The organism is Cupriavidus sp. PB-02, assembly GCF_058252315.1.
In genome coordinates this window covers 222204-245740 of record NZ_CM177694.1, presented here as the reverse complement: position 1 = coordinate 245740, position 23537 = coordinate 222204, and the positions used below count along the sequence as shown (strand labels likewise).

The window sequence follows — 23537 nt, the reverse complement described above, 5'->3', positions numbered from 1 at the left end:
CGCGGTGCAGGTCCGCGAAATGATAGGAAAATCAGGGTGCTGACCGCCGACCGATCAACCGCCGCAGCCCGGCGCCGAGAGGATGCCGTCCACACGCGCGAATGCGGCGGCCAGGGGATCGAGCGCCAGCACGGCGGCGGCACAGAGCGCAAGCAAGGCCAGCGCCGCGATTCTTGCGCGCAGCGGCCATGGCAGCGCCCACGCTGCCAGCGCCAGAGGCAGCAGGGTGACTCCGGCAAAGACGATGCGCAGCAACGCCGGCGCGATCATGGCCCGGGCCTCAACGGCTGGCGGCTTCCGGCATCGCCGGGAGGTCGGCCAGCGCGGGCAGCGGTCCCGCGCGGCGCAGGCCGAACCACGCCCAGGCGGCCGAGCACAGCGTCACCGCGACCAGCGCCGCGATCGTGTGCTGGTAACTGCGGGTTGCGTCGAACGACCACGCCCCGAGTTGCACGGTCAGGAAAGCGCCCAGCTGATGCCCAAGGAACAGCAGGCCGAACACCTTGCCCTTGATCCGGCTGCCGTAGCGCTCGAAGCAGAACATCGAGGTCAGGACCACCGTGCCCAGGTAGCTGGCGCCGAAGCCGATCGCGAACGGCAGCACGCCCAGCCCCGGCAGCAGCAGCAACAGCATCGACGCCGAGCGCAGCGCGTAGAACCCGGCCAGCAGCCGGTGCTTGTCAAAGCGCAGCGCCAGCGCGCCGGAGGCGATGCCGCTGGCCAGCTCCAGCACGCCGAGCGTGCTCATGCCATAGCCCATCGCCAGGCGCGGCTCACCCTGCCCTTGCCAGTGCGCGATCAGGTGCACGTCGATAAAGGCCATGGTCGCGCCGCAGCCGAAGAAGCTGGCCGCCAGCGCGTAGAAGACCGGATCGCGCCGCACCACCGTCCATGCCGAGGCTTCCACTGCCGCCGTGCGCTGCCCCGACGCCGGTTCCCAGTGCGATGCCAGCCACAACGCCATGGCAACCGGCACGGCGAACACCGCTCCGGCCACGCCGAAGGCCGCGCCCCAGCTTGCCTGCGGCTGCAGCCAGATCCACAGCGGCGACAGCACAATAAAGCCGATCGCGGTGCCGTTGGTGACGACCGCATAGGCCAGCCCCTTCTTGCGTTCCTCGAACAGGCGGTCGACCAGGATGCCCATCGGCACGAAGGTCATCGCCGCCAGACCGAAGGCACCGGCGAGTCCGAACATCAGCACGAAGAACGCCAGCGACTGCTGCCATAGCGCCACCCCGGCGAGCGCCAGCCCCGCCGCCAGCGCACCGGCCGCCGAGGTGCGCAACGGACCGATCCGGTCGCTGAGCGCGCCGACCACCGGCGACATCAGCCCGGTGGCCAGCATGAATACGCTGCCGGACCAGGCGAACTGCGCCCGGCCCTGGCCGAAGTGCGCCGCTAGGTCGACGAAATACACCTGGTAGAGGCCCTTGACCGCGGTCGAGACGAACATCGCGGCAAAGCCGATAGCGACCAGGGCAAGGGTGATGGCGGGGATGCGGGTGCGGGGCATGTCGATCTCTCAGTCGTGCGAGGCTTGGTGGCATGCTAAGCAAGCCCGCCCCCTCGCCACGGCAACCGCCTGGACCAGAAAAGCAAATTTTCGGCCATCACTGTTGCGTTGCGCTGGAATCGCGCGAGAATGACGGCATCGTATCGCTCGCTCTTCCCTTGCCGCGATGACTACCGCCTATCTCCTGGTGCTGCCCAACGTCCACATGCTCGACCTTGGCGGCCCGCTGCAGATCCTGTCGAGCGTATCGGAGCTGGGCGTTGCGCCGCTCAAGGTGCGCTGCGTCGGGCCGCATTCGAGCGTCACTTCGTTCCAGGGGCCGGCACTGGGCCAGGTCGAACGCCTGCCTGCACGACTCTCCCCCGGCGACGTGGTGCTGGCCATCGGCAGCAAACTTCTGGACACGCTGACTACCTCGCCCGCATGGCACGATACCGCGAGTTGGCTGAAGGCGTCTTTCGGCGACGGCAGGAACGCCGACGTACAAGTCGCCGCCGTCTGCACCGGTGCCTTCCTGCTGGGCGCCGCCGGCCTGCTCGACGGCCGCCTGTGCACCACCCACCATGCCCACACCCGCCGCCTGCGCACGCGGCACCCCGCCGCCTCGGTCGTCGACAACCGGGTGTTCGTTCGCGATGGCAATGTGTGGACGTCAGCCGGCGTGGCTTCGGGCATCGACCTGGCGCTGCGTCTGGTGGCCGACGCCTACGGCGACGAAGCCGCCATCGCCGTGGCACGCGACAACGTGGTGCCCTTCCGCCGCTTCAGCGGCGATCCGCAGCTCGCTCCGCAGTTCCGCGCGCGCTCGCATGGCAACGCGCTGGTGCATGCGGTACAGGACGCGATCTCGCGGGAGCTCGACACCAATGTTGCCGACCCGCGCTTCGCCGACCGCTTCGCCATCAGCGTGCGGCACCTGTCCCGCATGTTCCATGAAGAAACCGGCCTCACGCCCAAGCAGTACCAACTCACGCTACGCATGGCGCGCGCGCGCAAGCTGCTGGCGGCATCGACATTGCCGGTAGAAGAGATTGCGCTGAAAAGCGGCTTCGGTAGCGTGCAGGCCTTCCGCGCCTGCTGGAACAAAGCCGAGCCGTCCACGCCTAAGGCATACCGGCAAGCCCGCGCCGGCAGCGCGGAATGACTGCGCTCAGGTGTGCATCAGGATATTGACCAGCCGGCCGAACGGATCGCGCACGTAGAAGCGGCGCACGCCCCACGGCTCGTCGGCGGGACCGTACTCGATGGCAATGCCGGCGGCCAGCATGCGCCGGTGCGCCTCGTCGACGTCATCGACTTCGATCGACAGGTCCGGCACCGGCGTGCCGTTGCCACCTTCCGTGGCGACACTGAGCTGGACGGTCATGGTCGCGGTGCTGCCGTAGGTCTGGAGCCAGCCGTGGTCCATCAACACGTCCAGGCCCAGGATGTCCTGGTAGAAAGCGCGGGCACCGGCCGGGTCGGCGGCGGCAATGTTGGCAACGATCCGGTTGACCCTCATGCCCGCGCGCCGGTTACTTGGCCACCGGCATCGTGAACTCAGCGCCTTTGGCAATCGAATCCGGCCAGCGCTGCATCACGCTCTTGTAGCGCGTGTAGAAGCGCACGCCTTCTTCGCCATAGGCGTGGTGATCACCGAACAGCGAGCGCTTCCAGCCGCCGAACGAATGCCAGGCCATCGGCACCGGGATCGGCACGTTGATGCCGACCATGCCCACCTGGATCTGCCGCGCAAAGGCGCGGGCGATGCCGCCATCGCTGGTGTAGCAAGATACGCCGTTGCCGTATTCATGCGCATTGATCAGCGCCACGGCATCGGCAAAGTCATGCACGCGCACCACCGACAGCACTGGGCCGAAGATCTCTTCCTTGTAGATCGTCATGTCCGGCTTGACGTTGTCGAACAGCGTGCCGCCGACATAGAAGCCGTTCTCATGCCCTTCGACCTTGTGGCCGCGGCCATCGGTCACCAGCGTCGCGCCCTCTTCCACGCCCTTGGCGATATAGCCCTCCACCTTCGCCTTGTGCGCAGCGGTCACCAGCGGACCCATTTCGGCGTCCGTCTCCATGCCGTTGCGGATCTTCAGCGAGCTGGCGCGTTCGGCGAGTCGCGGCACGAGCTTGTCGGCCACGTCGCCAACCGCCACCGCCACCGAGATCGCCATGCAGCGCTCGCCGGCGGAGCCGTAGGCCGCGCCGATCAGCGCATCCACCGCCTGGTCGAGATCCGCATCGGGCATCACCACCAGGTGGTTCTTGGCACCGCCCAGCGCCTGCACGCGCTTGCCGTGCCTGGTGCCTTCCGTATAGATGTACTCCGCAATCGGCGTCGAACCGACGAACGACAGCGCCTGCACATCCGGATGCGCCAGCAGCGCATCGACCGCTTCCTTGTCGCCCTGCACCACGTTGAACACGCCATCGGGCAAGCCGGCCTGGCGCAGCAGATCGGCAATCAGCAGGCTCGGCGACGGATCGCGTTCCGAAGGCTTCAGCACGAAGGTATTGCCGCAGGCGATCGCCACCGGGAACATCCACATCGGCACCATCACCGGGAAGTTGAACGGCGTGATGCCGGCCACCACGCCCAGCGGCTGGCGCAGGTTCCAGTTGTCGATGCCGCCGCCGATGTTGTCGGTGAAGTCGGTCTTGAGCAGGTTGGGGATGCCGCAGGCGAACTCCACCACCTCGACGCCGCGCGTGACTTCGCCCTTGGCGTCCGAGAACACCTTGCCGTGCTCGCGCGTGATCAGCGCGGCCAGGTCGTCGTGGTGCTGGTCGAGCAACTCCTTGAACTTGAACAGGATGCGCGCGCGGCGCAGCGGCGGGGTTTCCGACCATGCCGGGAAGGCGGCCTTGGCGGCAGCCACGGCGTCGGCCACATCCTGCGTGGTGCCGAGCGCGACGCGAGCGCTGACCTCGCCGGTGGCGGGATTGAAGACGTCGGCCAGGCGCTGCCCGCCGGCGCGGCGCACGGCGCCGCCGATGTAATGGTGGATCTCGGCCAGCTGCCGGTTTTCTGCGATATTCACTGGATTTTTCCTCGATGGCCGCAGGCGTGCGACGCCTACGGGCCCTTGAAAACGAGAGACTGCCGGGCCCTCAGGCCCGGCAAGGATGCATGGCGGCCCGGGCCGCTTACTTGACGTCCTGCAGCGCCAGCTTGACGGTATCGAACAGCTCGGCGATCTGCGCTTCCGAGATGATCAGCGGCGGCGAGAACGCCAGGATGTCGCCGGTGTAGCGCACCAGCACGCCGCGCTCCAGGCATTTCAGGAAGGCCTCGTAGGCGCGCGCGCCGGGCTGGCCCGGACGCGACTCCAGCTCGATGCCTGCCACCAGCCCGTAATTGCGGATGTCCTTCACGTGCGGCGCGCCACGCACGCCGTGCACCGCCGCTTCGAACACCGGCGCCAGTTCGGCGGCGCGGCCGAACAGGTTCTCGCGCTCGTACAGGTCGAGCGTCGCGATCGTGGCCGCGGCAGCCAGCGGGTGGCCGGAGTAGGTGTAGCCATGCATCAGTTCGATCGTGCCCGGCGCGGCGGCGTTGACCACAGTGTCATGGACTTCGCGGCGCACGGCCACGGCGCCCATCGGCACGGCGGCGTTGTTGATCGCCTTGGCCATGGTGATCAGGTCCGGCGTCACGTTGAAGCGCTCGGCCGCGGTGGCGGCGCCCAGGCGGCCGAAGGCGGTGATCACCTCGTCGAAGATCAGCAGGATGCCGTGCTTGCTGGTGATCTCGCGCAGCTTTTCCAGGTAGCCGACCGGCGGCACCAGCACGCCAGCGGAGCCGGCCAGCGGCTCGACGATCACGGCGGCGACGTTGGCCGGGTCATGCAGCGCCAGGATGCGTTCCAGCTCGTCGGCCAGGTGCGCGCCCCATTGCGGCTGGCCCTTGGAGAAGGCTGCCTCGGCGATGTTGAGCGTGGCCGGCAGGTGGTCGGTGCCCGGCATCAGATTGGCCGAGTAGGCCTTGCGGTTGGGGCCGATGCCGCCCACCGCCATGCCGCCGAAGCCCACGCCGTGGTAGCCGCGCTCGCGGCCAATAAAGCGCGTGCGCTGGCCTTCGCCGCGCGCGCGGTGGTAGGCCAGCGCGATCTTCAGTGCGGTGTCGACCGACTCGGAGCCCGAGTTGGTGAAGAAGATGCGGTCCAGCCCCTGCGGCATGATCGCGGCGACCTTGGAGGCAGCCTCGAACGACAGCGGGTGGCCCATCTGGAACGGCGGTGCATAGTCCAGCGTGGCGGCCTGGCGCGCCACGGCCTCTGCGATCTCCTTGCGGCAGTGACCGGCGGCGACGCACCACAGGCCCGCGCATCCGTCCAGGATCTGGCGGCCGTCGTGGGTGGTGTAGTACATGCCGCTGGCCGACGCCAGCAGGCGTGGCGCCGCCTTGTACTGGCGGTTGGCGGTAAAGGGCATCCACAGGGCATCGAGATCGGGAATCACGGTCTTGGCGGCGTCCATACGTCCTCCTCGGGGAAATCTGGTTGGCGCGCTGGCTGGTTGCGCAGCGGCGATCTTGTGCCGCCTTGCTCGTAAAAAGGTGCAGGCAAGGAAACGGCGGCAATGACGGCCACTCTACCGGCGGCCTCTGGCCGACAAAATATACAGTCCTGACAGCACTGCCTTACCGTACAGTTTGCTCACGCGCAACCGTACAGGCAAGCGTTGCCGGGGTGTGGCCGGCCCACCACCGTGCCACATGCCGCACCGGACCGCCGTGCGGCATCCCACGCTGCACTGCGGCAAATTTCGCGTGGCGGAACGCGGGCCTGAGCGAGCCCCGGTGCGGGCCGCTAAACTGTACAGGTTCGTGCCTGCCAGAGTGCCTGATGCTGACCCTGAACCTGACCCGCAGCCGCCGCGGCGGCGAAACCCTGACCGAGCAGATCGTGGCCGGTATCGCCGAGCTGGTGGAGCAGCGCGCGCTGCGCGCCGGCACCGCGCTGCCCTCGGTGCGCCGCTTTGCGCAGCACCATCACGTCAGCACCTTCACCGTGGCCGAGGCCTATGGCCGGCTGACCGCGCTGGGCTACCTGGCGGCGCGTGCCGGCTCGGGCTATACCGTGGCGCACCGCCATGCGCCCACCGGCCACGCACGCGCGCCGCAATGGGAAGCACCGGGGCTGAACGCGGCGTGGCTGCTCTCCGATGTGTTTGCCGACCACTCCGTGCCGATCAAGGCGGGCGCGGGCTGGCTGCCCGGCGACTGGCTCAACGAGGAAGGGCTGCACCAGGCCATGCGCGCCTCGGCGCGGGTACCGGCGGCGCAACTATCGGGCTATGGCCACCCGTACGGTTTCGCGCCGCTGCGCGAGCATATCGCCACCAGCCTGGGCCAGTACGGCATCCCGCTGCAGGCGCAGCAGGTGGTGCTGACGCAGGGCGCGACGCAGGCGCTGGACCTGGTGGTGCGCACGCTGCTGCGCGCCGGCGACACGGTGCTGGTGGAATCCCCCTGCTACTGCAATCTCTTGCAGATCCTGCGGCTGGCTGGCTTGCGCGTGGTCGGCGTGCCGCGCTCGGCGGCGGGGCTCGATACCGATGCGCTGGACGATGCCATCCGCGCGCACGCGCCGCGCGCGCTGTTCGTCAACACCGTGCTGCAGAACCCGACCGGCGCCAGCCTGAGCAGCATGAACGCCTTCCGCGTGCTGCAACTGGCCGAGCAACACCGGCTGCTGGTGGTGGAAGACGACATCTATCGCGAACTGGCGCCCGCCGGCTCGCCGATGCTGGCGGCCATGGACGGACTGTCGCAGGTGGTCTACGTCAACGGGTTCTCCAAGACCATCACGCCTTCGCTGCGCGTCGGCTATCTCGCCGCCAGCCCGGACCTGGCCAAGGCCTTCGCGCGCACCAAGATGGCGGTCGGCCTGACCTCGTCGGAGGTGACGGAGCGGCTGGTCTATTCGGTGCTGACCAGCGGCCACTACGGCCGCCACGTGGCGGCGCTGGCCGAACGGCTGCGCGCGCAGCAGGACCGTGTGACCGAGAAGATGGAAGCCCACGGGCTGGAAGTGCTGCTGCGCCCGGAAGGCGGGATGTTCGCGTGGGCGCGGCTGAGCGAGGCGGTACAGGCGCGGCTGCAGGCCAGCAGGCGCGGCGAGCCGCTGCACGGCAACCGGCTGGCGACGCTGGCGCTGGAACACGGCATCTGGCTGGCCCCGGGCTCGTACTTCGAGCCGGACGAGACCGATTCGCCGTGGATCCGCTTCAACGTGGCCACCGGCGATGCGCCGCAGCTATGGCAGTTCTTCGACAGCCTGGCGCAGGCGCCGCGCGCGGCGGCGGCCTGACCCAGTGCGCGGCAAGCCCCGCCATTCATGGTGGGGAAGGATAGCGCGGACGGCGTAGCCGTCCTTGCTGTTGGTTTTTCAGTGTGGGGTCTGCTGTTGTTCGATGTACTGGCGCACGATGGCGATCGGTGCGCCGCCACAGGATGATGCGAAGTAGGAAGGCGACCACAGCACGCCCTTCCAGTAGCGTTTCTGGATGTCGGGTCTTTCCTTGCGCAGCAGGCGGCTGGACACGCCCTTGAGGCTGTTCACCAGATTCGACACCGCGACCTTTGGCGGGTACTCCACCAGCAGGTGAACGTGATCGTCCTCGCCGTCCATCTCGATCAAGTTCGCCTCGAAGTCGGCGCATACCTTGTCGAAGATGGCGTGCAGCCGTTTGATGGCGTCGCCGTCGAACACTCTGCGGCGGTATTTCGCCACGAAGACCAAATGGACGTGCATCTTGAAAACACAGTGTCTTCCGTGTCTAATATCGTTGTCATCGCTCATAGGCCAAGAGTATGATTGAGCCATGCAGCGACTTCAAGCCTACAAGTACGAACTGATGCCGACCGGCGAGCAGCAACGCAACATGCGTCGCTTTTCTGGTTCGTGCCGGTTCGTCTTCAACAAGGCACTGGCGTTGCAGAAGGCTCGTTACGAGCAAGGCGAGAAGAAGCACGGCTACGCCGGACTGTGCAAGCTGCTCACCGAGTGGCGCAACAGCACGGAAACCGCATGGCTGGCCGATGCGCCGGTTCATCCGCTGCAACAGACGCTCAAAGATTTGGAGCGGGCCTACGGCAACTTCTTTGCCAAGCGGGCCGACTTTCCGCGCTTCAAGAAGAAGGGCCAGGGCGACAGTTTCCGCTATCCCGACCCCAAGCAAATCAAGCTCGACCAGGCCAGCAGCCGCCTGTTTTTGCCCAAGCTGGGCTGGCTGCGATACCGCAACAGCCGGAAGGTGCTGGGGGTGGTGAAGAACGTCACAGTCAGGCAGTCCTGCGGCAAGTGGTTCGTGTCGATCCAGACCGAGCGTGAGGTCGAACAGCCGGTGGCACGGGCCGCGAGCGCGGTTGGCATCGACATGGGTGTTGCCCGGTTCGCCACGCTTTCGGACGGGACGTTCTACGCCCCGCTCAATAGTTTCAAGCGGCAAGAGGCCGCGCTGCGCAAAGCGCAGCAGGCGATGAGCCGCAAACAGAAGTTCAGCAGCAACTGGAAGAAGGCGAAAGCCCGCGTCCAGCGCATCCATTCCCGCCTCGGCAATGCCCGCCGCGACTACCTCCACAAGTGCTCCACCACGATCAGCCAAAACCACGCGATGGTGTGTATCGAGGACTTGCAGGTACGGAACATGTCCAGGTCGGCGGCAGGCAGCACCGAACAGCCGGGTAAGCAGGTTCAGGCCAAGTCCGGCCTGAACAAAGCCATCCTCGATCAAGGCTGGTTCGAGTTCCGCCGCCAACTGGACTACAAGCTGGCTTGGAACGGTGGCTATCTCATCGCCGTGCCACCGCAGAACACGAGCCGCACCTGTCCATGCTGCGGCCATGTCTCGGCAGACAACCGCCAGACGCAAGCCCGGTTCGAGTGCGTGGAATGCGGTTTCGAGGAAAATGCCGATGTGGTCGGCGCGATCAATGTTCTAAGGGCGGGACACGCCCGGTTAGCCTGTGAAGTGAACGCTGCGGTAACGGCGTCAGCAGCAGGAACCCACCGAAGCGACTCAGGGGCGGCTCAATGCCGCGTCTGAGCGCCGTAGGAATCTCCGGCCTTCAGGTCGGGGAGGATGTCAACGGAAAGAATCAGAAGCGATAGCGCAGGTAGCCGGTGTAGAAGTTGGAGCCCGGGTTGGGATTCTTGATACCGGCATTGGAGATGTGCTGGAAGCGGAAGCCGGCCTCGGCCGCCTGCTTGGGGCCGAAGGCCACGCCCACGCCGATCATGTCCGAGAACTGGAAGGCGGTGCTGAACTGGTGCTCGCCGGAGGTGCTGGTATGGCTGAGCACGCGCGCGCCCACCGACGCCTCCAGGAACGGCACCAGCGCGCCGCCGCGCTTTTCCACGCGCAAGATCGGCGAGAAGCCCAGCTCGGTGATGTTGCGGCGGTTGGTGCCGCTGCGCGTGTTCCACTCGGCCAGTTCCACTTCCCACTGCAGCCTGGCCAGCCACCCCTGTGGATTGCCCCAGGCAAAGCCGGAATCTCAGTTCAGCCCGATCTCGTACTTGTTGATGTCGTGGCCAGGGTCGCGCCCGAAGGCGACGTACACGGCGGGGTCGGCGTAGGCGGTGCCGCACAGGGTAAATGCCGCAGCCACGGCAATGGCAGCCTTACTGGCCAGCCGGTCGAGCAAGGCGGTGAGGGTACGCATGCGAGCCGTCTTCTTCTGATTCGGGTGCTGCTTTTTTTATTCTGGCGGGAGCATGACCGGCGCCGCTCCCCGGCGCGGCGTCAGCTCCAGAGGCGCTCGACGACCCAGCCCGCGGTGGCGCAGACGGCCACCCAGGAGGTGAGGCAAATGGCAATGAATCGGTAGCTCATCTCGGAAACGACAACAAAGATGTTGTGGCAATGTGAATTCTTCGCCGAATCATACATCCATTCATGAATGTATGTAAGGGCGTCGGAAATATCCCAGCAAAACACTGGGATATTTCACAACGTGGAAAACACACCGCTTCCAGAAACCGGGCGCTTGGAAAGGTGCCGGGCCTACCCGGCATGAGGAAACCGGCTGCGCCGCAAGGCAGCAGCAGCCGGCGGCGCCGTCAGCCGCGCAGGAAAGGCAGCACTTCCTCGAGCAGGCGCTCAGGAATCTCTTCGGCGATGTAGTGCCCGCTCGGCAGCGCATGGCCGCGCACCCGGCGCGCCACCTCGCGCCACGCTTCCAGCGGCCGGAAACACTGGCCCACCGCGCCGTGCTCGCCCCACAGCGCCAGCATCTCGCACTCGACCATGCGCCCCGCAGCGAGGTCCGCGCGGTCATGTTCCAGGTCGATCGAGGCGCTGGCGCGGTAGTCCTCGCACAGGCCGTGGGCGGCGCCAGGCAGGCTCAGGCAGCGCAGGTACTCGGCCATGGCGGCGTCGGTGAACGGCGCCAGCCCGGCGCTGCGGCTGCCCATGGTCTGGCGCAGGTAGAGCGCGGGATCGGCCTCGATCAGGGTCTCGGGGAACGGCGCCGGGCGGATCAGGAAGAACCAGTGCCAGTAGGCGCGGGCAAAGGCCTCGTGGGTCTGCTCGTACATGGCCAGCGTGGGCGCGATGTCGAGCGTCACCAGCTTTTGCACGGCCTCGGGATGGTCGACCGCCAGCCGGTGCGCCACGCGCGCGCCGCGATCGTGCGCCAGCACGCTGAACTGGTCGAAACCCAGCGCGCGCATTACCGCGAGCTGGTCGGCGGCCATGGTGCGCTTGCTGTAGTTGGCGTGGTCAGGCAGGCCGGCGGGCTTGTCGCTGTCGCCATAGCCGCGCAGGTCGGCCGCCACCACGGTGAAGTGCTGCGCCAGCACCGGCACCACCTTGTGCCAGATCACATGCGTCTGCGGGTGGCCGTGCAGCAGCAGCAAACCCGGGCCCTGCCCGCCCGCCACCGCGTGTATGGCTACCTCGCCGCAATCGATCCGGTGCGGCGTGAATCCTTCGAACATCGTCTGTCTCCTGTGCTGGCCGCTGGCATTGGCGTCCGATGGCTAAGTGTAATCACGAAATCCATGGAAATGATTTCCTCTGGCGACACTCATTCGTTCCAGGCATTCATCAATCTGGGCCGGCTACCCGCCCCTGCGCCCGTCAGGGATGTAGCCGTTGGCGCACTGGTGCTCTGCTACCCTTGCCTGAGTGAATGGCCGCCCCGCAGGGTCGCGACTGACCGACTTCAAGCTCTGAGCAGGACCTGACGATGCACACCCACGACCTGTCAGCGTGGACCCACAGCCACGCCTTCGACACCGGCAACCGCGCCGCCGAGCGCGGCACGCGCCTGGTGATGGCGATCACCGCCGTCACCATGGTGGTGGAAATCGCCGCTGGCCTCTGGTTCAACTCGATGGCGCTGCTGGCCGATGGCTGGCACATGAGTTCGCACGCCCTTGCCATCGGCCTGTCGGCCTTTGCCTATGCGGCCGCGCGGCGCTATGCCGGCGACTGGCGCTTTGCCTTCGGCACCTGGAAGATCGAGGTGCTGGCCGGCTTTGCCAGCGCGGTGTTCCTGCTGGGCATCGCGGCGCTGATGGCGGCGGGCTCGGTCGAGCGGCTGTTCAGCCCGCAGGCAATCCACTACCGCGAGGCCATGGCCGTGACCGCGCTGGGACTGCTGGTCAACCTGGGCTGCGCGCTGATCCTCGGCGGGCATTCACACGGGCACGATCATGGCCACGATCACGGGCATGGCCACCATCACCATGACCACGACGGCCAGCACCACCACGACATCAACCTGCGCGCCGCCTATATGCACGTGCTGGCCGATGCCGCGACCTCGGTGCTCGCGCTCGTCGCGCTGGCCGGCGGCTGGTGGCTGGGCTTGGCCTGGCTGGACCCGGTGATGGGGCTGGTGGGCGCGGCGCTGGTGGGCAAGTGGGCGATCGGCCTGCTGCGCCAGAGCGGCACGGTGCTGCTGGACCGCGAGATGGACCACCCAGTGGTGGAAGAAGTGCGCGAGGTGCTGGCGAGCCTCGACCATGGCCACAACCAGGGTGAGCAACCTACCAGCGTGACCGACCTGCATGTATGGCGCGTAGGCCGGCAGAAGTTCGCCTGCATCGTCAGCCTGGTGACGCATGACCAGGCGCTGACGCCGCAACGCGTGCGGCAGGCGCTGTCCGTGCACGAGGAACTGGTGCACGTGACGGTGGAGATCAGCCGCTGCGAGGATGGCGCGCACTGACGCGCGCATCTCCCGCTCACTCCACCTGGTGCGGGCTCAGCTCAACTCGCACCACATGCACAGCGGCGGCGTATCCGTATGGCGATGGAATTCGCTGGAGGACATCACCTCCTGCGGCAGCTTGGCGGCCGGCACCAGCGTAAAGCCGTAGCGGGCGAAATAGCTGGGGCAACTCGAGGCCAGCAGCACCGCGCGCCGCGCGCCGTTGGCACGCGCGCGCATCAGCGCGGCATGCACCACGTGCGTGGCCACGCCCTGGTCGCGGTGCTCTGGCAGCACGGCGACCGAGCGGATGACCACGGTCTGACCGAACAGCTCACCGGCAGCGCAGCCGATGATCTGCGATTCGAGAATGGCGACGTGGAAGTGCTCCAGCAAGCGGAACACATCGTCTGTCGGCAGGCCGCAACGCTCGAGCACTGCGCCCACGGCTGGCGCGTCCGAGGGCATGGCCGCCCGGATCCGCAGGTCCTTGATCATCTGGAGCCTCTCTTCTTCACATCACTTAGCGACGGGAACACCATGGAAGCCCGGTCATGGTTGCGCTGCCGGCAGGCGGCGCGCTATGCACGCAGGCCGTTTTGGCCTGACGCGCAACACTACTCGATCCGCCCGCTTTGATCTATCAGGGATGAAACCGAATAAGGGGGGTGTACGGAAATACGTAGGTTATTTTGGCGCAGGCGCGCGCATGGCTGCGCGTTCACGCGGCCGGAGTGGTATGCGGGAAAACGCTGAGAGATGAGAGCGTTGCAGGAGCGTCGCGCAGCGCAAAGGAACGGGATGCCGTTCACGCCCGGCGGCAATGCGCCGGCAAGAGAATACTGGAGGCGGGGATACGGAATCGAACCGTCGTACACGGCTTTGCAGGCCGTTGCATCACCACTCTGCCACCCCGCCGTGGACGACGCGTCATACAGGCGCGTCGGGTTGCGGGCCGCAGTGTAGCGGGAAATGGAAAAGTCTGCAGGGCACCGCGCAGGCGCTGCCCCGGAGCGGCTAGCCGATGTCGCCCATGGCGGACTGGATATAGTTCTGCGCGCCGACCTTGCCAATCAGTTCGAGCTGCGCTTCAAGCCAGTCGATATGCTCTTCGGTGGCCTCCAGGATATCGACCACGACCTTGCGCGACACGTAGTCGCCGACCGATTCGAAATACTTGATCGCATCCTTGCAGCTTGCCTGCGAGACCTGCTCCAGCTTCAGGTCGCAGCCGAGCATTTCCTCGGTGTTTTCGCCGATCAGCAGCTTGTTCAGGTCCTGCAGGTTGGGCAGGCCGTCAAGCAGCAGGATGCGCTCGATCAGCTTGTCGGCATGCTTCATTTCCTCGATCGATTCCTCGTATTCGTGCTTGCCCAGGGCATTGAGCCCCCAATGCCCGTACATGCGGGCATGCAGGAAATACTGGTTGATCGCGGTGAGCTCATGCCTGAGCTGGCCATTGAGCAACTGGATCACCTTTTTGTCGCTTTTCATGGCAACCCCTAACGACCCCTCGATACGGGTGGATCAATTATTATTTTCATGCACACGGAATATCCGCAGGGAATCTCCCGTCGTGGCTTTCATGGTAGTCCGGCCAAGGCGTACATCAAGCGAATTCGGCGGGTTTTCCAGTTTCCCCGGGCTAATTGAGGATGCGAATGGCAATAGTTTCTATTCGCCCTCTATTCGTCCGATTCGCACACGATAACCAAATGAAAAACGGGCGGACGCGGTATCCGCCGCGCCGCCCGTCCTCGGGATTCAGGCAGGAATAATCAGTCCAGCTTCGCGCCCGAATCCGCCACCAGCGTTTTCAGCACCGGCCAGTCGCGCGCATAAAGCGCCTGCGCCTCGGCCGGCGAACTGCCCACGGTGCGCAGTCCCAGCGCCACCAGCCGCGCCTGCATATCCGGCGTCTGCAGGATTGCGCGCACCTCGCCTTCCAGCTTTGCGACCACCGGCGCGGGCACCCCCACCGGCGCCAGCAGGCCGATCCATCCCAGCGTCTTGAAGGCGCTGTCCTGCATGCCGGATTCGGCAAAGGTCGGCATCTCCGGCAGCGCGCTGCTACGCTGCGTGCCGGTGACTGCCAGGGCCTTGAGCTTGCCGCTCTGGATATACGGCTTGGCCGTCAGGATGCTGGCAAAGCCGAACTGCACCTGGCCGCCCAGCAGGTCCTGCATCATTGGCGCCTCGCCCTTGTACGGCACGTGCGTGGCATCGCCGCGCGTGAGCTTGCTGAAGTAGGCGCCGCTCAGATGCGACAGCGAGCCCACGCCCCACGAGGCATAGGTGACCTTGCCCGGCCGGGCGCGCGCGTAGTCGCCCAGCTCACGCACCGTGCGCGCCGGCACCGACGGATGCACCACCAGCACCAGTTGCGCATCGGCCAGCACGCTGATCATGGTCAGGTCCTTGCGCGGGGCGTAGGGCAGCTTCTCGTACAGGAACTGGTTGGTCAGCACCGACTGCGTGATCGTCAGCAGCAGCGTGTAGCCGTCGGGCGCGGCCTTGGCCACGGCGTCGGTGCCGATGATGCCGGAGGCGCCGGCCTTGTTGTCCACCACCACGGGCTGGCCCAGCCGCTTGCTGAGCTTCTCACCCATGGCGCGGGCAATGGTGTCGGTGCCGCCGCCGGCCACATAGGGCACCACGATGCGGATGGGCTTGACGGGATAGGTTTGCGCCGCGGCCGGCAGGGCCAGGCTGAGCGTAAGCCCGCCGAGTGCGAGCGCGAGCATTGCGCGTCGGTTCATGTCGTCGTCTCCAGGTCGTCTTTATGGTTTTGGAGGACAACGGTAGCGGGCTTGAGAAACCACGTCCAATGCAATATTTTTCATATTTCCATGCAGAAACGGTTAAGTTCATGGGCTTGATGGGAATAAGGCAGCTGCATCACTTCGTCACCCTGGTCGAACAGGGCAGCTTTGCCCGCGCCGCCACCGCACTGCACCTGTCGCAGCCGGCACTGACGCGCAGCATCCAGGCGCTGGAAGCCGACCTGGGCCAGCTGATCGACCGCAGCTACGGCAAAGTGCGCCCGACCGCAGCCGGCGCGCTGGTGCTGGAACGCGCGCGGCGCATGCTGCGCGAGGGCCGCGAGCTGCGGCGCGACCTGCAGCTGCTGGAGGACGTGGAGATCGGCGAGATCCGCGCCGGTTTCGGGCCGTTCGCCGCGTCGTTCCTGCTCGATCCGGTGCTGGAGGCGCTGGTGCGGCGCTACCCGCGCCTGCGCATCGACGTGGAGACCGCCGACACCCCGGCCATGCTGCGCGCGCTGGAAGCCGAGCGGCTCGACATCTTCGTCGGAGAAAGCCGCAGCCTGGCGGCGCTCGGCCACCTGCAGATCGAGCGGCTGCCGGCGCTCGAGACCGGGTTCTTCGTGCGCCGCGCGCATCCGCTGGCGCAGTTGCGCGAAGTCAGCCTCCCCGCGCTGACGGCCTTCCCGGTGGCGGGGCCGCGGCTGCCGCCGCATATCCGCGATTTCTTCCGGCAAGCGCTGCACGATGCTGGTGAGAATGCCGGCCCGGCCGGCGAAGACGCCCCCGCCCTGTTGACCGTCACCTGCAACGACATGCACGCGCTGCGCACGCTGATGCTGGGCACCGACGCCGTGGCGCTGGTACCGGCGGCGATGATGGCCGACGCCTGTGCGCAAGGCGCGGCGGTGGCCCTGCCGATGCGCCCGCCCAGCGAACTCAGGGCGCAGTACGGCATCGTGTCGCTGGCCGGGCACTCGCCCTCGCCGGCCGTACGCGCGTTCGCGGCGCTGGTGCATGAAGTGCTGGCGCAAAGCCAAGGTGCGCCGCCGCATGCAGGCTGACCCGCCCGTGGCTCACTGGCACAAGCTTGGTGTATCCGCTGACAGCGCGGGCGTGCCTGCTGTATGTGGCGTGAGCCTGCGCACCAAAGCAAAGAGGCCCGGAAGGGCCTCTTTTGCATGATGATGCGCCGACTTACTCCACCGTCACCGACTTCGCCAGGTTGCGCGGCTTGTCCACATCCGTTCCCCGCGCACACGCCGTGTGATACGCCAGCAGCTGCAGCGGCACCACATGCAGGATCGGCGACAGGTCGCCATAGTGCTCAGGCATGCGGATCACCTGGATGCCGTCCGACGACTGGATCTGCGTATCGCTGTCGGCAAACACATAGAGCCGGCCACCGCGCGCGCGCACTTCCTGGATATTGGACTTGAGCTTTTCCAGCAGCGCGTCATTGGGCGCGACCGTGACCACCGGCATCGCCTCGGTCACCAGCGCCAGCGGCCCGTGCTTCAGTTCGCCCGCCGGATAGGCCTCGGCATGGATATACGAGATTTCCTTGAGCTTGAGCGCGCCTTCCAGCGCGATCGGGTAGTGCAGGCCACGGCCCAGGAACAGCGCGTTCTCGCGGCGCGCGAAGTCTTCCGACCAGGCGATGATCTGCGGCTCCAGCGCCAGCACGCCGTGCAGCGCGGCGGGCAGGTGGCGCAGGTTGGCCAGGTCGCGAGCCTCGGCCTCATCGGTCAGCAGGCCGCGCGTCTTGGCCAGCGCCAGCGTCAGCATGTACAGCGCGGCCAGCTGCGTGGTGAAGGCCTTGGTCGAGGCCACGCCGATCTCGGTGCCGGCGCGGGTCAGGAAGCGCAGTTCGGTTTCGCGCACCATCGCGCTGGTGGCGACGTTGCACACCGCCAGCGTATGGACATGGCCGAGCGCGCGTGCGTGGCGCAGCGCGGCCATGGTGTCCGCGGTCTCGCCGGACTGCGAGATCACCACCACCAGCGCGCGCGGATTCGGCACGGTGTCGCGGTAGCGGTATTCGCTGGCAACCTCGACCTGGGTCGGGATCTTGGCGATGCTTTCCAGCCAGTACTTGGCGGTGCAGCCGGAGTAGTAGCTGGTGCCGCAGGCCAGGATCAGGATGCTGTCGATGCCGGCAAAGACCTCGGCGGCGCCTGGGCCGAACAGTGCCGGCGAGATGGTATCGATGCCTTCCAGCGTGTCGCCCAGCGCGCGCGGCTGCTCGAAGATTTCCTTCTGCATGAAGTGGCGGTATGGGCCCAGTTCGACCGACGCGGCGTGGGCTTCGACCAAGTGCGCCTCGCGCTCGACCGCGTGGTCTTGTGCGTCGTGGATGGCCACGCCATCCAGCGAGATCTCGACCACATCACCCTCTTCCAGGTAGATGATGCGGTTGGCGGTGCCGGCCACGGCAAGCGCGTCGGAGGCGAGGAAGGCCTCGTTCTCGCCCAGCGCCACCACCAGCGGCGAACCGGCGCGCGCGCCGACCACGACGCCGGGCAGGTCCTTGGCGAATACGGCGATGGCGTAGGCGCCGTGCAGGCGCTTGGTCACCGCGCGCACCGAGCCGAACAGGTCGCCGCGCGTGGCGCTGCTCGGGTAGGTGTAGGCCTGGTGGATCAGGTGGGCGACCACTTCCGAGTCAGTCTGCGACTCGAAGCCGTAGCCGACCGCGCGCAGTTCCTCGCGCAGCGGCTCGTAGTTCTCGATGATGCCGTTGTGCACCAGCGCGATGGTCTCGCCCGACAGGTGCGGGTGCGCGTTGACGGTATCGGGCTTGCCGTGGGTGGCCCAGCGGGTATGCGCGACGCCGGTAAAGCCGGACAGGCCCGAGGCCTGGGTCTGCGCGTCCAGGTCGGCCACGCGCGACACGGTGCGCGCGCGCTCGACCGCATCGTCGCGCACGACGGCGACGCCGCACGAGTCATAGCCGCGATACTCCAGGCGGCGCAGCCCTTCGATCAGGACCGGAACGATATTGCGCGTTGAAACCGCGCCGACGATGCCACACATGGTGAACCCCCGTTTCAGGCGCCGCCTGTGCGGCGCCGGTATCAAACCACTGACGCCGCCCCGGCGAGGCGGAGGCGGCGTTTCCCTGGCCGCTCAAGCGGCGGCCTGACGATTACTTCTTCGGCTGCTTGACCGGACGCTGCCAGGCGTCGATGGTCAGCTGCTTGGCCCGCGACAGCGTCAGCTTGTCGGCGGGCGCCTCCTTGGTCAGCGTGGTGCCGGCGCCCAACGTGGCGCCGCGGCGCACCGTCACCGGCGCCACCAGCTGCGTGTCGGACCCGATAAAGACATCGTCCTCGATCACCGTGCGGTGCTTGTTCACACCGTCATAGTTGCAGGTGATGGTACCCGCGCCAATGTTGACGCGCGACCCCACTGTGGCGTCGCCCACATAGGCCAGGTGGTTGGCCTTGCTGTGCGCAGCCACCTGTGCGTTCTTGACTTCGACGAAATTGCCGATATGCACGTCCTCGCCCAGCTCGGTGCCGGGGCGCAGGCGCGCGTACGGGCCGATGCGGCCGGCCGGGCCGATCCTGGCCTCGTCGATATGGCAGAACGGGTGCACCAGCGCGCCGGCACCCACGGTGCTGTTGCGGATCACGCAATTGGCGCCGATCCGGGCACCGTCCTCCAGGTGCACGCGGCCTTCGAACACGCAGCCGACGTCGATGGTGACGTCGCGGCCGCAGGTCAGCTCGCCGCGCACGTCGATGCGGGCCGGATCCAGCAGCGTCACGCCGGCTTCCAGCAGGCGGCGGGCCTGGTTGCCCTGGTGGATGCGCTCGACCTCCGCCAGTTGCAGCTTGCTGTTGACGCCAAGCGTCTCCCAGATCGCCGCAGGCTGGGCCGAGACGATCTCCACGCCTTCGGTGGCGGCGCGCTCGACGGTGTCCGTCAGATAGTACTCGCCCTGGGCGTTGTCGTTGCGCAGTGTGGAAAGCCACTTGCGCAGGTGGCCGGTCGGGCACACGATAATGCCGGTGTTGATCTCGCGGATCGCCTTGACCGCGTCGCTGGCGTCCTTTTGCTCGACAATGCGGACGACGTTGCCGGCGGCGTCGCGCACGATGCGACCATAGCCGGTCGGATCGGGCATTTCCACCGTCAGCACCCCGAAGCGCCGTGCGCCGGCTTCGGCCACCAGTGCCTTGAGCGTGGCGGCGGTAGTGAGCGGCACGTCACCATACAGAACCAATGTAGGCTGGCTGTCGTCCAACAATGGAAGTGCCTGCATCACCGCATGGCCCGTGCCGAGCTGCTGGGCCTGCTCGGCGAAGGCGACATCGTCTGCGGCAACGGCCTCGCGCACGCGCGCGGCACCGTGACCGACGACGACGACCAGCCGCGACGGCGACAGCGCACGAGCCGTATCCAGGACGTGGGCCAGCATGGGCCGCCCCGCAACCGGGTGCAGCACCTTGGGCAAATCGGAATACATCCGCTTGCCCATGCCCGCGGCGAGAATGACGATATTCACAAGGAGACCCCTAAGTGAGTGTGTCCAAAAATATTCTGGAAAACGCCGGCCGGGTGTTTCGCGGAATGTACCGCCAGGGTTGGCGGAACAGCGCCGCCGGGTCCGCGAAAAATCCCGCAAACCCTTGCCAGCACTGGGCTGGCGGCCAGCGAAACAAGCCCGGGGCGATGCGCGCCGATTTTAACATGGCGCATTCTGCGCAACGCGCCGCTGTTTCTGAAACTCACAATCGCTGGGCACGGCGGATTTTCGTGTTTCTGGGTGCGGCGGCACTGTGCGCATGCAGCGCCATGAAGCTGGGATACCAGCAGGGCGACCACCTGGCGTACTGGTGGATCGACAACTATGTCGACGTCAGTTCCGAGCAGGAACCGCACACGCGCGAGGCCATCGCGCGCTTCTTCGCCTGGCACCGCAAGGCGCAGCTTCCGGAGATCGCCAGCCTGCTGCAGCACGCCAAGGCCGAGGTGCGCCAGCCGGTCACCCCGGCCATGGTCGAGCACTTCCAGGACGCTTCGCAGCGGCTCGCGCGCCAGTCATTTGACTATGCGATGCCCGACATGGCCGACCTGCTGCTGACGCTGACGCCTGAGCAGATCAGCCGGATGGAGAAGAAGTTCGCCGACGGCAATGCCAAGTACCGCAAGACATTCCTGAGTTCCAAGCCGGCCGAGCGCGAAGAGGCGCGCTTTGACAAGGTGATGGAATACGCCAAGCTGGTCTACGGCAGCTTTTCCAACGAACAGGAGAAGGCGATCCGCGCCGCGCTCGCCCCGGTGGTGCAGAACGCCGACGCCCGCTATGCCGAGCGCGTGGCCCGGCAGCAGGAATGGATCAAGCTGGTGCGCTACGTGCAGACTACGCAACCGCCCAAGGCGCAGGTGATGGACCTGCTGCGGCGCTTCCGCGAATACTGGCAAAACCCGCCGGGCAGGCGCGCCGTCAGCCACGAGGCCACCAACAACGCCGGCGTTGCGCTGACCGTGGCTATCGCCAACATGACCACGCCCAAGCAGAAGGCGCACGCCGAAGACCGCTTCCAGAAGTGGATCGACGATACGCATGCGCTGATGCGCGATAAGGCGAGCGGGCCGGTGCGGGCGGCAGCGGCCAACTAAGCCACGGCCTCGCCCAAGGCAAAACGCCCGCGCAAGCGGTCCGCGCAAGCGGGGGGCTGGCGCAGCGTTACTGCGTGCCGGCCTGCTCCGCCGCGGGCGTTGCTGCCGCGGCCGGGCGCTCGAAGCGCACGAACTCCATCCGGTTCTCTTCCACGCTGCCGGCGAACACCAGCGGCTGCTGCTGGAAGGTGGTCTCGCCGAACAGGGAGGCCTCGTCCACCTTGGCCAGCCCGGTGGCCAGGCCCGTGAACGGGAACAACTCGGTATCGGCCAGGTGCGACGGCACCACGTTGCGCAGCGCCGAGAAGATATTGTCGATGCGCCCCGGGTTCTCGCGCTCCCACTGCTGCAGCATCTCGCTGACCTTCTTGCGCTGCAGGTTCTCCTGCGAGCCGCACAGGTTGCACGGGATGATCGGGAATTCCATCGCACGCGCATACGCGGCGATGTCCTTCTCCGAGCAGTAGGCCAGCGGGCGGATCACGATGTGCTGGCCGTCGTCGGTCGACAGCTTGGGCGGCATCGCCTTCATCTTGCCGCCGAAGAACATGTTCAGGAAGAAGGTCTGGACGATGTCGTCACGGTGGTGGCCCAGCGCGATCTTGTTGGCGCCCAGCTCCTTGGCGGTGCGGTAGATCACGCCGCGGCGCAGGCGCGAGCAAAGCGAGCAGGTGGTCTTGCCCTCGGGCACCTTCTCCTTGACGATCGAGTAGGTGTCCGCCTCGACGATCAGGTATTCCACCCCCACCGACTTCAGGTACTCCGGCAGCACGTGCTCCGGGAAGCCGGGCTGCTTCTGGTCCAGGTTCATCGCGATCAGCTTGAACTTGATCGGCGCGCGCTTCTGCAGCGCCATCAGGACCGACAGCATGGTGTACGAGTCCTTGCCGCCACTCATGCAGACGAGCACGGTGTCGCCGTCCTCGATCATGCCGAAGTCGCCAATGGCCTTGCCGGTTTGCGATTGCAGCCTCGTCTCGAGGCGGTAGAAGTTGTTCGAGTGGCTCATGGAGCATCCTGTTGCGTGGCGCCCGCCGGATGGAATGGCCGGCGCGGCGCGAAGGGGCAACATTTTACTTTAGGCGCCCGCACGATGCTGGCGCCAGTTGGCCGCGGCTCAGGCCTGCTTGATATGGAAGACCTCGACGCCGACCGAATCGCAGTCCGGGTACACGTCGGGCTTTTCGGTCGAGACACGCACCGCGCGCACCTTGGGATGCTTGAGCATGGCGCGCGCGACGTCGTCGCACAAGGTTTCCTGCAGGTGCACGTGGCCTTGCGCCATGCGCTCGGCCACGGTGTTGCGCATGAAGTCGTAGTCGACCACTTCTTCGAGCTTGTCCGCCTGGGGCGTGCTCTGCGCCAGCGGCACGAACAGGTCGATATTGATCAGCACCCGCTGTTCGCCCTTCTTTTCGAACTCGTGCACGCCGATATTGATCTGCACTTCGTAGTTGCGCAGGAACATGCGTCGGCAGTCTTGCAGGCTGGGGTGGGAAAGGGCGGCGAGCATGGTCATGGCGGCAGCGGAGGGAGAAAAAAAGTAAACCGCGCCCGGCGGGCGCGGCACATCGATCGGTACTTCGGCAATCCCGAATTTCGGTGGAAGGCTGGCTTCCAGCTTACTCGGTCAGGAACATCACGTCGCGCGCGAGCGGCATCAGGTGCTGGCCGCCGTCCACGTAAAGCGTGGTGCCGGTCACGGCGCGCGCCTGCGCCAGGTAGGCCACCGCCTGGGCGATATCCTCGGGCGTGGACGACTGGCCCAGCGGCGTCACCCGGTGCGCGCGGCGGAAGCTCTGCTCGGACTGCTCGCCCGACACCAGCGTGATGCCCGGTGCCACGCCGACCACGCGCAGGCGCGGCGCCAGCGCCTGCGCCAGCTGCACCGTGGCGGTCTGCAGCGCGGCCTTGGACAGCGTGTACGACAGGAAATCGGGGTTCAGGTTATCCAGCTTCTGGTCGAGCAGGTTGATCACCACGCCGCGCGGCTCGGCGGCCTTGTCAGAGCCGGCTGCGGCAGTGAGGGCCTTGTGCAGTTCGCGCGCCAGCAGCAACGGCGCCGCCACATTGGTGCGCATATGCGTATCGAGCGACGCATACGAGAAACTGGTCGCCACGTCGTACTGGAACAACGAGGCATTGTTGACCAGGCAGGTGGGCACGCCCAGCACGGCCGTGCAGTCGGCCACCAGGCGGCCGGTGGCGGCTTCGTCGGCCAGGTCGGCGCGCAGCACCGCGGCGCGGCGGCCGAGGGCGCGGATCTGCGTGGCCAGGGCCTCGGCCTCGTCCACCGAGCGATGGCAGTGCACGGCCACGTCCCAGCCCTGCGCGGCCAGTTCGAGCGCGATGGCGCGGCCCAGACGGCGCGCGCCGCCGGTCACGAGCGCCACGCCGCGCGTGGCGGGCTGGCCTGGCTGGGCGGGCGGTTGGCCGGCCGGAGTATTGGATGCGGGCATTGCTACAATCG

The 23537-nt window shown here is 66.8% G+C and carries 21 protein-coding genes, 1 tRNA gene and 1 pseudogene; 6 read left to right on the top strand and 17 right to left on the bottom strand.

Features of this window, described 5'->3' with window-relative positions; all coding sequences use genetic code 11:
* Window positions 1-54 precede the first annotated feature (54 nt).
* Window positions 55-270, bottom strand: a complete 216-nt coding sequence (locus AC10V3_RS01215; protein ID WP_022533348.1) for a hypothetical protein — start codon at window positions 268-270, stop codon at window positions 55-57.
* A gap of 10 nt (window positions 271-280) precedes the next feature.
* Entirely contained in the window at window positions 281-1516 is a 1236-nt protein-coding gene (locus AC10V3_RS01210) for an MFS transporter (protein WP_022533347.1), read from the bottom strand.
* A gap of 166 nt (window positions 1517-1682) precedes the next feature.
* Between AC10V3_RS01210 and AC10V3_RS01205 the strand changes: the two genes are divergently transcribed.
* On the top strand, window positions 1683-2660 hold the full coding sequence (locus tag AC10V3_RS01205; protein WP_022533346.1) for a GlxA family transcriptional regulator: 978 nt from the start codon (window positions 1683-1685) through the stop codon (window positions 2658-2660).
* A gap of 6 nt (window positions 2661-2666) precedes the next feature.
* Here the strand turns inward: AC10V3_RS01205 and AC10V3_RS01200 are convergent, their stop codons facing one another.
* The 3 genes from AC10V3_RS01200 to aptA all read right to left on the bottom strand — a co-directional run bounded on the left by AC10V3_RS01200 (window position 2667) and on the right by aptA (window position 5986).
* On the bottom strand, window positions 2667-3017 hold the full coding sequence (locus tag AC10V3_RS01200; RefSeq protein WP_022533345.1) for a glyoxalase superfamily protein: 351 nt from the start codon (window positions 3015-3017) through the stop codon (window positions 2667-2669).
* A 13-nt stretch (window positions 3018-3030) separates the two neighbouring features.
* Window positions 3031-4548, bottom strand: coding sequence for a CoA-acylating methylmalonate-semialdehyde dehydrogenase (locus tag AC10V3_RS01195; RefSeq protein WP_022533344.1), 1518 nt, complete (start codon window positions 4546-4548; stop codon window positions 3031-3033).
* A 106-nt stretch (window positions 4549-4654) separates the two neighbouring features.
* Window positions 4655-5986 (bottom strand): omega-aminotransferase AptA, encoded by a 1332-nt coding sequence (aptA, locus tag AC10V3_RS01190; RefSeq protein ID WP_022533343.1) that lies wholly within the window; start codon window positions 5984-5986, stop codon window positions 4655-4657.
* A gap of 368 nt (window positions 5987-6354) precedes the next feature.
* Here aptA and AC10V3_RS01185 point away from each other — a divergent pair, with 368 nt between their 5' ends.
* Window positions 6355-7821, top strand: coding sequence for an aminotransferase-like domain-containing protein (locus tag AC10V3_RS01185; RefSeq protein WP_022533342.1), 1467 nt, complete (start codon window positions 6355-6357; stop codon window positions 7819-7821).
* A gap of 78 nt (window positions 7822-7899) precedes the next feature.
* On the opposite strand, the gene tnpA is transcribed toward AC10V3_RS01185, so the two are convergent.
* A complete protein-coding gene (gene tnpA, locus AC10V3_RS01180) occupies window positions 7900-8313 on the bottom strand; it encodes an IS200/IS605 family transposase (RefSeq protein ID WP_374063612.1) in 414 nt (137 codons plus the stop codon).
* 22 nt (window positions 8314-8335) lie between these two features.
* Between tnpA and AC10V3_RS01175 the strand changes: the two genes are divergently transcribed.
* Window positions 8336-9559 carry an RNA-guided endonuclease InsQ/TnpB family protein gene (locus AC10V3_RS01175; protein ID WP_022533340.1) on the top strand — a complete coding sequence of 408 codons (1224 nt, stop codon included), beginning with the start codon at window positions 8336-8338 and terminating at the stop codon, window positions 9557-9559.
* A gap of 52 nt (window positions 9560-9611) precedes the next feature.
* Here the strand turns inward: AC10V3_RS01175 and AC10V3_RS01170 are convergent.
* Together AC10V3_RS01170 and AC10V3_RS01165 are read right to left on the bottom strand one after the other, a co-directional pair.
* Window positions 9612-10178 (bottom strand): annotated as a pseudogene (locus tag AC10V3_RS01170) (acyloxyacyl hydrolase).
* Window positions 10179-10575: 397 nt separating this feature from the next.
* The gene (locus tag AC10V3_RS01165) at window positions 10576-11454 is read right to left on the bottom strand and encodes an alpha/beta fold hydrolase (RefSeq protein ID WP_490922974.1); all 879 of its coding nucleotides are present in this window, start codon (window positions 11452-11454) and stop codon (window positions 10576-10578) included.
* Window positions 11455-11705: 251 nt separating this feature from the next.
* Here AC10V3_RS01165 and dmeF point away from each other — a divergent pair, with 251 nt between their 5' ends.
* Complete coding sequence (dmeF, locus tag AC10V3_RS01160; RefSeq protein WP_022533336.1) at window positions 11706-12692, top strand: CDF family Co(II)/Ni(II) efflux transporter DmeF; 987 nt, start codon at window positions 11706-11708, stop codon at window positions 12690-12692.
* A 36-nt stretch (window positions 12693-12728) separates the two neighbouring features.
* On the opposite strand, the gene AC10V3_RS01155 is transcribed toward dmeF, so the two are convergent.
* From AC10V3_RS01155 to AC10V3_RS01140, 4 genes are all read right to left on the bottom strand, one after another.
* The gene (locus AC10V3_RS01155; RefSeq protein ID WP_022533335.1) at window positions 12729-13172 is read right to left on the bottom strand and encodes a GNAT family N-acetyltransferase; all 444 of its coding nucleotides are present in this window, start codon (window positions 13170-13172) and stop codon (window positions 12729-12731) included.
* A gap of 345 nt (window positions 13173-13517) precedes the next feature.
* Window positions 13518-13592: transfer RNA gene (locus tag AC10V3_RS01150), tRNA-Cys, on the bottom strand.
* A gap of 99 nt (window positions 13593-13691) precedes the next feature.
* On the bottom strand, window positions 13692-14168 hold the full coding sequence (gene bfr, locus AC10V3_RS01145) for a bacterioferritin (protein ID WP_022533334.1): 477 nt from the start codon (window positions 14166-14168) through the stop codon (window positions 13692-13694).
* A 284-nt stretch (window positions 14169-14452) separates the two neighbouring features.
* Window positions 14453-15433: a Bug family tripartite tricarboxylate transporter substrate binding protein gene (locus AC10V3_RS01140; RefSeq protein WP_490922972.1), complete on the bottom strand. Its 981-nt coding sequence runs from the start codon at window positions 15431-15433 to the stop codon at window positions 14453-14455.
* A gap of 68 nt (window positions 15434-15501) precedes the next feature.
* Here AC10V3_RS01140 and AC10V3_RS01135 point away from each other — a divergent pair, with 68 nt between their 5' ends.
* Window positions 15502-16500 carry a LysR family transcriptional regulator gene (locus AC10V3_RS01135; RefSeq protein ID WP_349604736.1) on the top strand — a complete coding sequence of 333 codons (999 nt, stop codon included), beginning with the start codon at window positions 15502-15504 and terminating at the stop codon, window positions 16498-16500.
* Window positions 16501-16633: 133 nt separating this feature from the next.
* Here the strand turns inward: AC10V3_RS01135 and glmS are convergent, their stop codons facing one another.
* Both glmS and glmU read right to left on the bottom strand, forming a co-directional pair.
* Complete coding sequence (gene glmS, locus AC10V3_RS01130) at window positions 16634-18472, bottom strand: glutamine--fructose-6-phosphate transaminase (isomerizing) (protein ID WP_022533331.1); 1839 nt, start codon at window positions 18470-18472, stop codon at window positions 16634-16636.
* 112 nt (window positions 18473-18584) lie between these two features.
* On the bottom strand, window positions 18585-19949 hold the full coding sequence (gene glmU, locus AC10V3_RS01125) for a bifunctional UDP-N-acetylglucosamine diphosphorylase/glucosamine-1-phosphate N-acetyltransferase GlmU (RefSeq protein ID WP_022533330.1): 1365 nt from the start codon (window positions 19947-19949) through the stop codon (window positions 18585-18587).
* A 290-nt stretch (window positions 19950-20239) separates the two neighbouring features.
* On the opposite strand from glmU, the gene AC10V3_RS01120 reads away from it, so the two are divergent.
* Complete coding sequence (locus tag AC10V3_RS01120) at window positions 20240-21067, top strand: DUF6279 family lipoprotein (protein WP_454751509.1); 828 nt, start codon at window positions 20240-20242, stop codon at window positions 21065-21067.
* A 67-nt stretch (window positions 21068-21134) separates the two neighbouring features.
* Here the strand turns inward: AC10V3_RS01120 and ttcA are convergent, their stop codons facing one another.
* From ttcA to AC10V3_RS01105, 3 genes are all read right to left on the bottom strand, one after another.
* On the bottom strand, window positions 21135-22076 hold the full coding sequence (ttcA, locus tag AC10V3_RS01115) for a tRNA 2-thiocytidine(32) synthetase TtcA (RefSeq protein WP_022533328.1): 942 nt from the start codon (window positions 22074-22076) through the stop codon (window positions 21135-21137).
* A 108-nt stretch (window positions 22077-22184) separates the two neighbouring features.
* Window positions 22185-22586, bottom strand: a complete 402-nt coding sequence (locus AC10V3_RS01110; protein ID WP_022533327.1) for a dihydroneopterin aldolase — start codon at window positions 22584-22586, stop codon at window positions 22185-22187.
* A 103-nt stretch (window positions 22587-22689) separates the two neighbouring features.
* Entirely contained in the window at window positions 22690-23526 is an 837-nt protein-coding gene (locus AC10V3_RS01105; protein ID WP_022533326.1) for an SDR family oxidoreductase, read from the bottom strand.
* Window positions 23527-23537: the final 11 nt, after the last annotated feature.

Coding starts and splice junctions, on each gene's coding strand:
- AC10V3_RS01175 (WP_022533340.1), top strand. CDS start 8,336: ATGCAGCGACTTCAAGCCTACAAGTACGAACTGATGCCGACCGGCGAG.
- tnpA (WP_374063612.1), bottom strand. CDS start 8,313: ATGAGCGATGACAACGATATTAGACACGGAAGACACTGTGTTTTCAAG.
- AC10V3_RS01200 (WP_022533345.1), bottom strand. CDS start 3,017: ATGAGGGTCAACCGGATCGTTGCCAACATTGCCGCCGCCGACCCGGCC.
- AC10V3_RS01165 (WP_490922974.1), bottom strand. CDS start 11,454: ATGTTCGAAGGATTCACGCCGCACCGGATCGATTGCGGCGAGGTAGCC.
- AC10V3_RS01205 (WP_022533346.1), top strand. CDS start 1,683: ATGACTACCGCCTATCTCCTGGTGCTGCCCAACGTCCACATGCTCGAC.
- AC10V3_RS01110 (WP_022533327.1), bottom strand. CDS start 22,586: ATGACCATGCTCGCCGCCCTTTCCCACCCCAGCCTGCAAGACTGCCGA.
- aptA (WP_022533343.1), bottom strand. CDS start 5,986: ATGGACGCCGCCAAGACCGTGATTCCCGATCTCGATGCCCTGTGGATG.
- dmeF (WP_022533336.1), top strand. CDS start 11,706: ATGCACACCCACGACCTGTCAGCGTGGACCCACAGCCACGCCTTCGAC.
- AC10V3_RS01105 (WP_022533326.1), bottom strand. CDS start 23,526: ATGCCCGCATCCAATACTCCGGCCGGCCAACCGCCCGCCCAGCCAGGC.
- bfr (WP_022533334.1), bottom strand. CDS start 14,168: ATGAAAAGCGACAAAAAGGTGATCCAGTTGCTCAATGGCCAGCTCAGG.
- AC10V3_RS01185 (WP_022533342.1), top strand. CDS start 6,355: ATGCTGACCCTGAACCTGACCCGCAGCCGCCGCGGCGGCGAAACCCTG.
- AC10V3_RS01140 (WP_490922972.1), bottom strand. CDS start 15,433: ATGAACCGACGCGCAATGCTCGCGCTCGCACTCGGCGGGCTTACGCTC.
- AC10V3_RS01155 (WP_022533335.1), bottom strand. CDS start 13,172: ATGATCAAGGACCTGCGGATCCGGGCGGCCATGCCCTCGGACGCGCCA.
- glmS (WP_022533331.1), bottom strand. CDS start 18,472: ATGTGTGGCATCGTCGGCGCGGTTTCAACGCGCAATATCGTTCCGGTC.
- AC10V3_RS01210 (WP_022533347.1), bottom strand. CDS start 1,516: ATGCCCCGCACCCGCATCCCCGCCATCACCCTTGCCCTGGTCGCTATC.
- AC10V3_RS01120 (WP_454751509.1), top strand. CDS start 20,240: ATGAAGCTGGGATACCAGCAGGGCGACCACCTGGCGTACTGGTGGATC.
- AC10V3_RS01135 (WP_349604736.1), top strand. CDS start 15,502: ATGCAATATTTTTCATATTTCCATGCAGAAACGGTTAAGTTCATGGGC.
- AC10V3_RS01215 (WP_022533348.1), bottom strand. CDS start 270: ATGATCGCGCCGGCGTTGCTGCGCATCGTCTTTGCCGGAGTCACCCTG.
- ttcA (WP_022533328.1), bottom strand. CDS start 22,076: ATGAGCCACTCGAACAACTTCTACCGCCTCGAGACGAGGCTGCAATCG.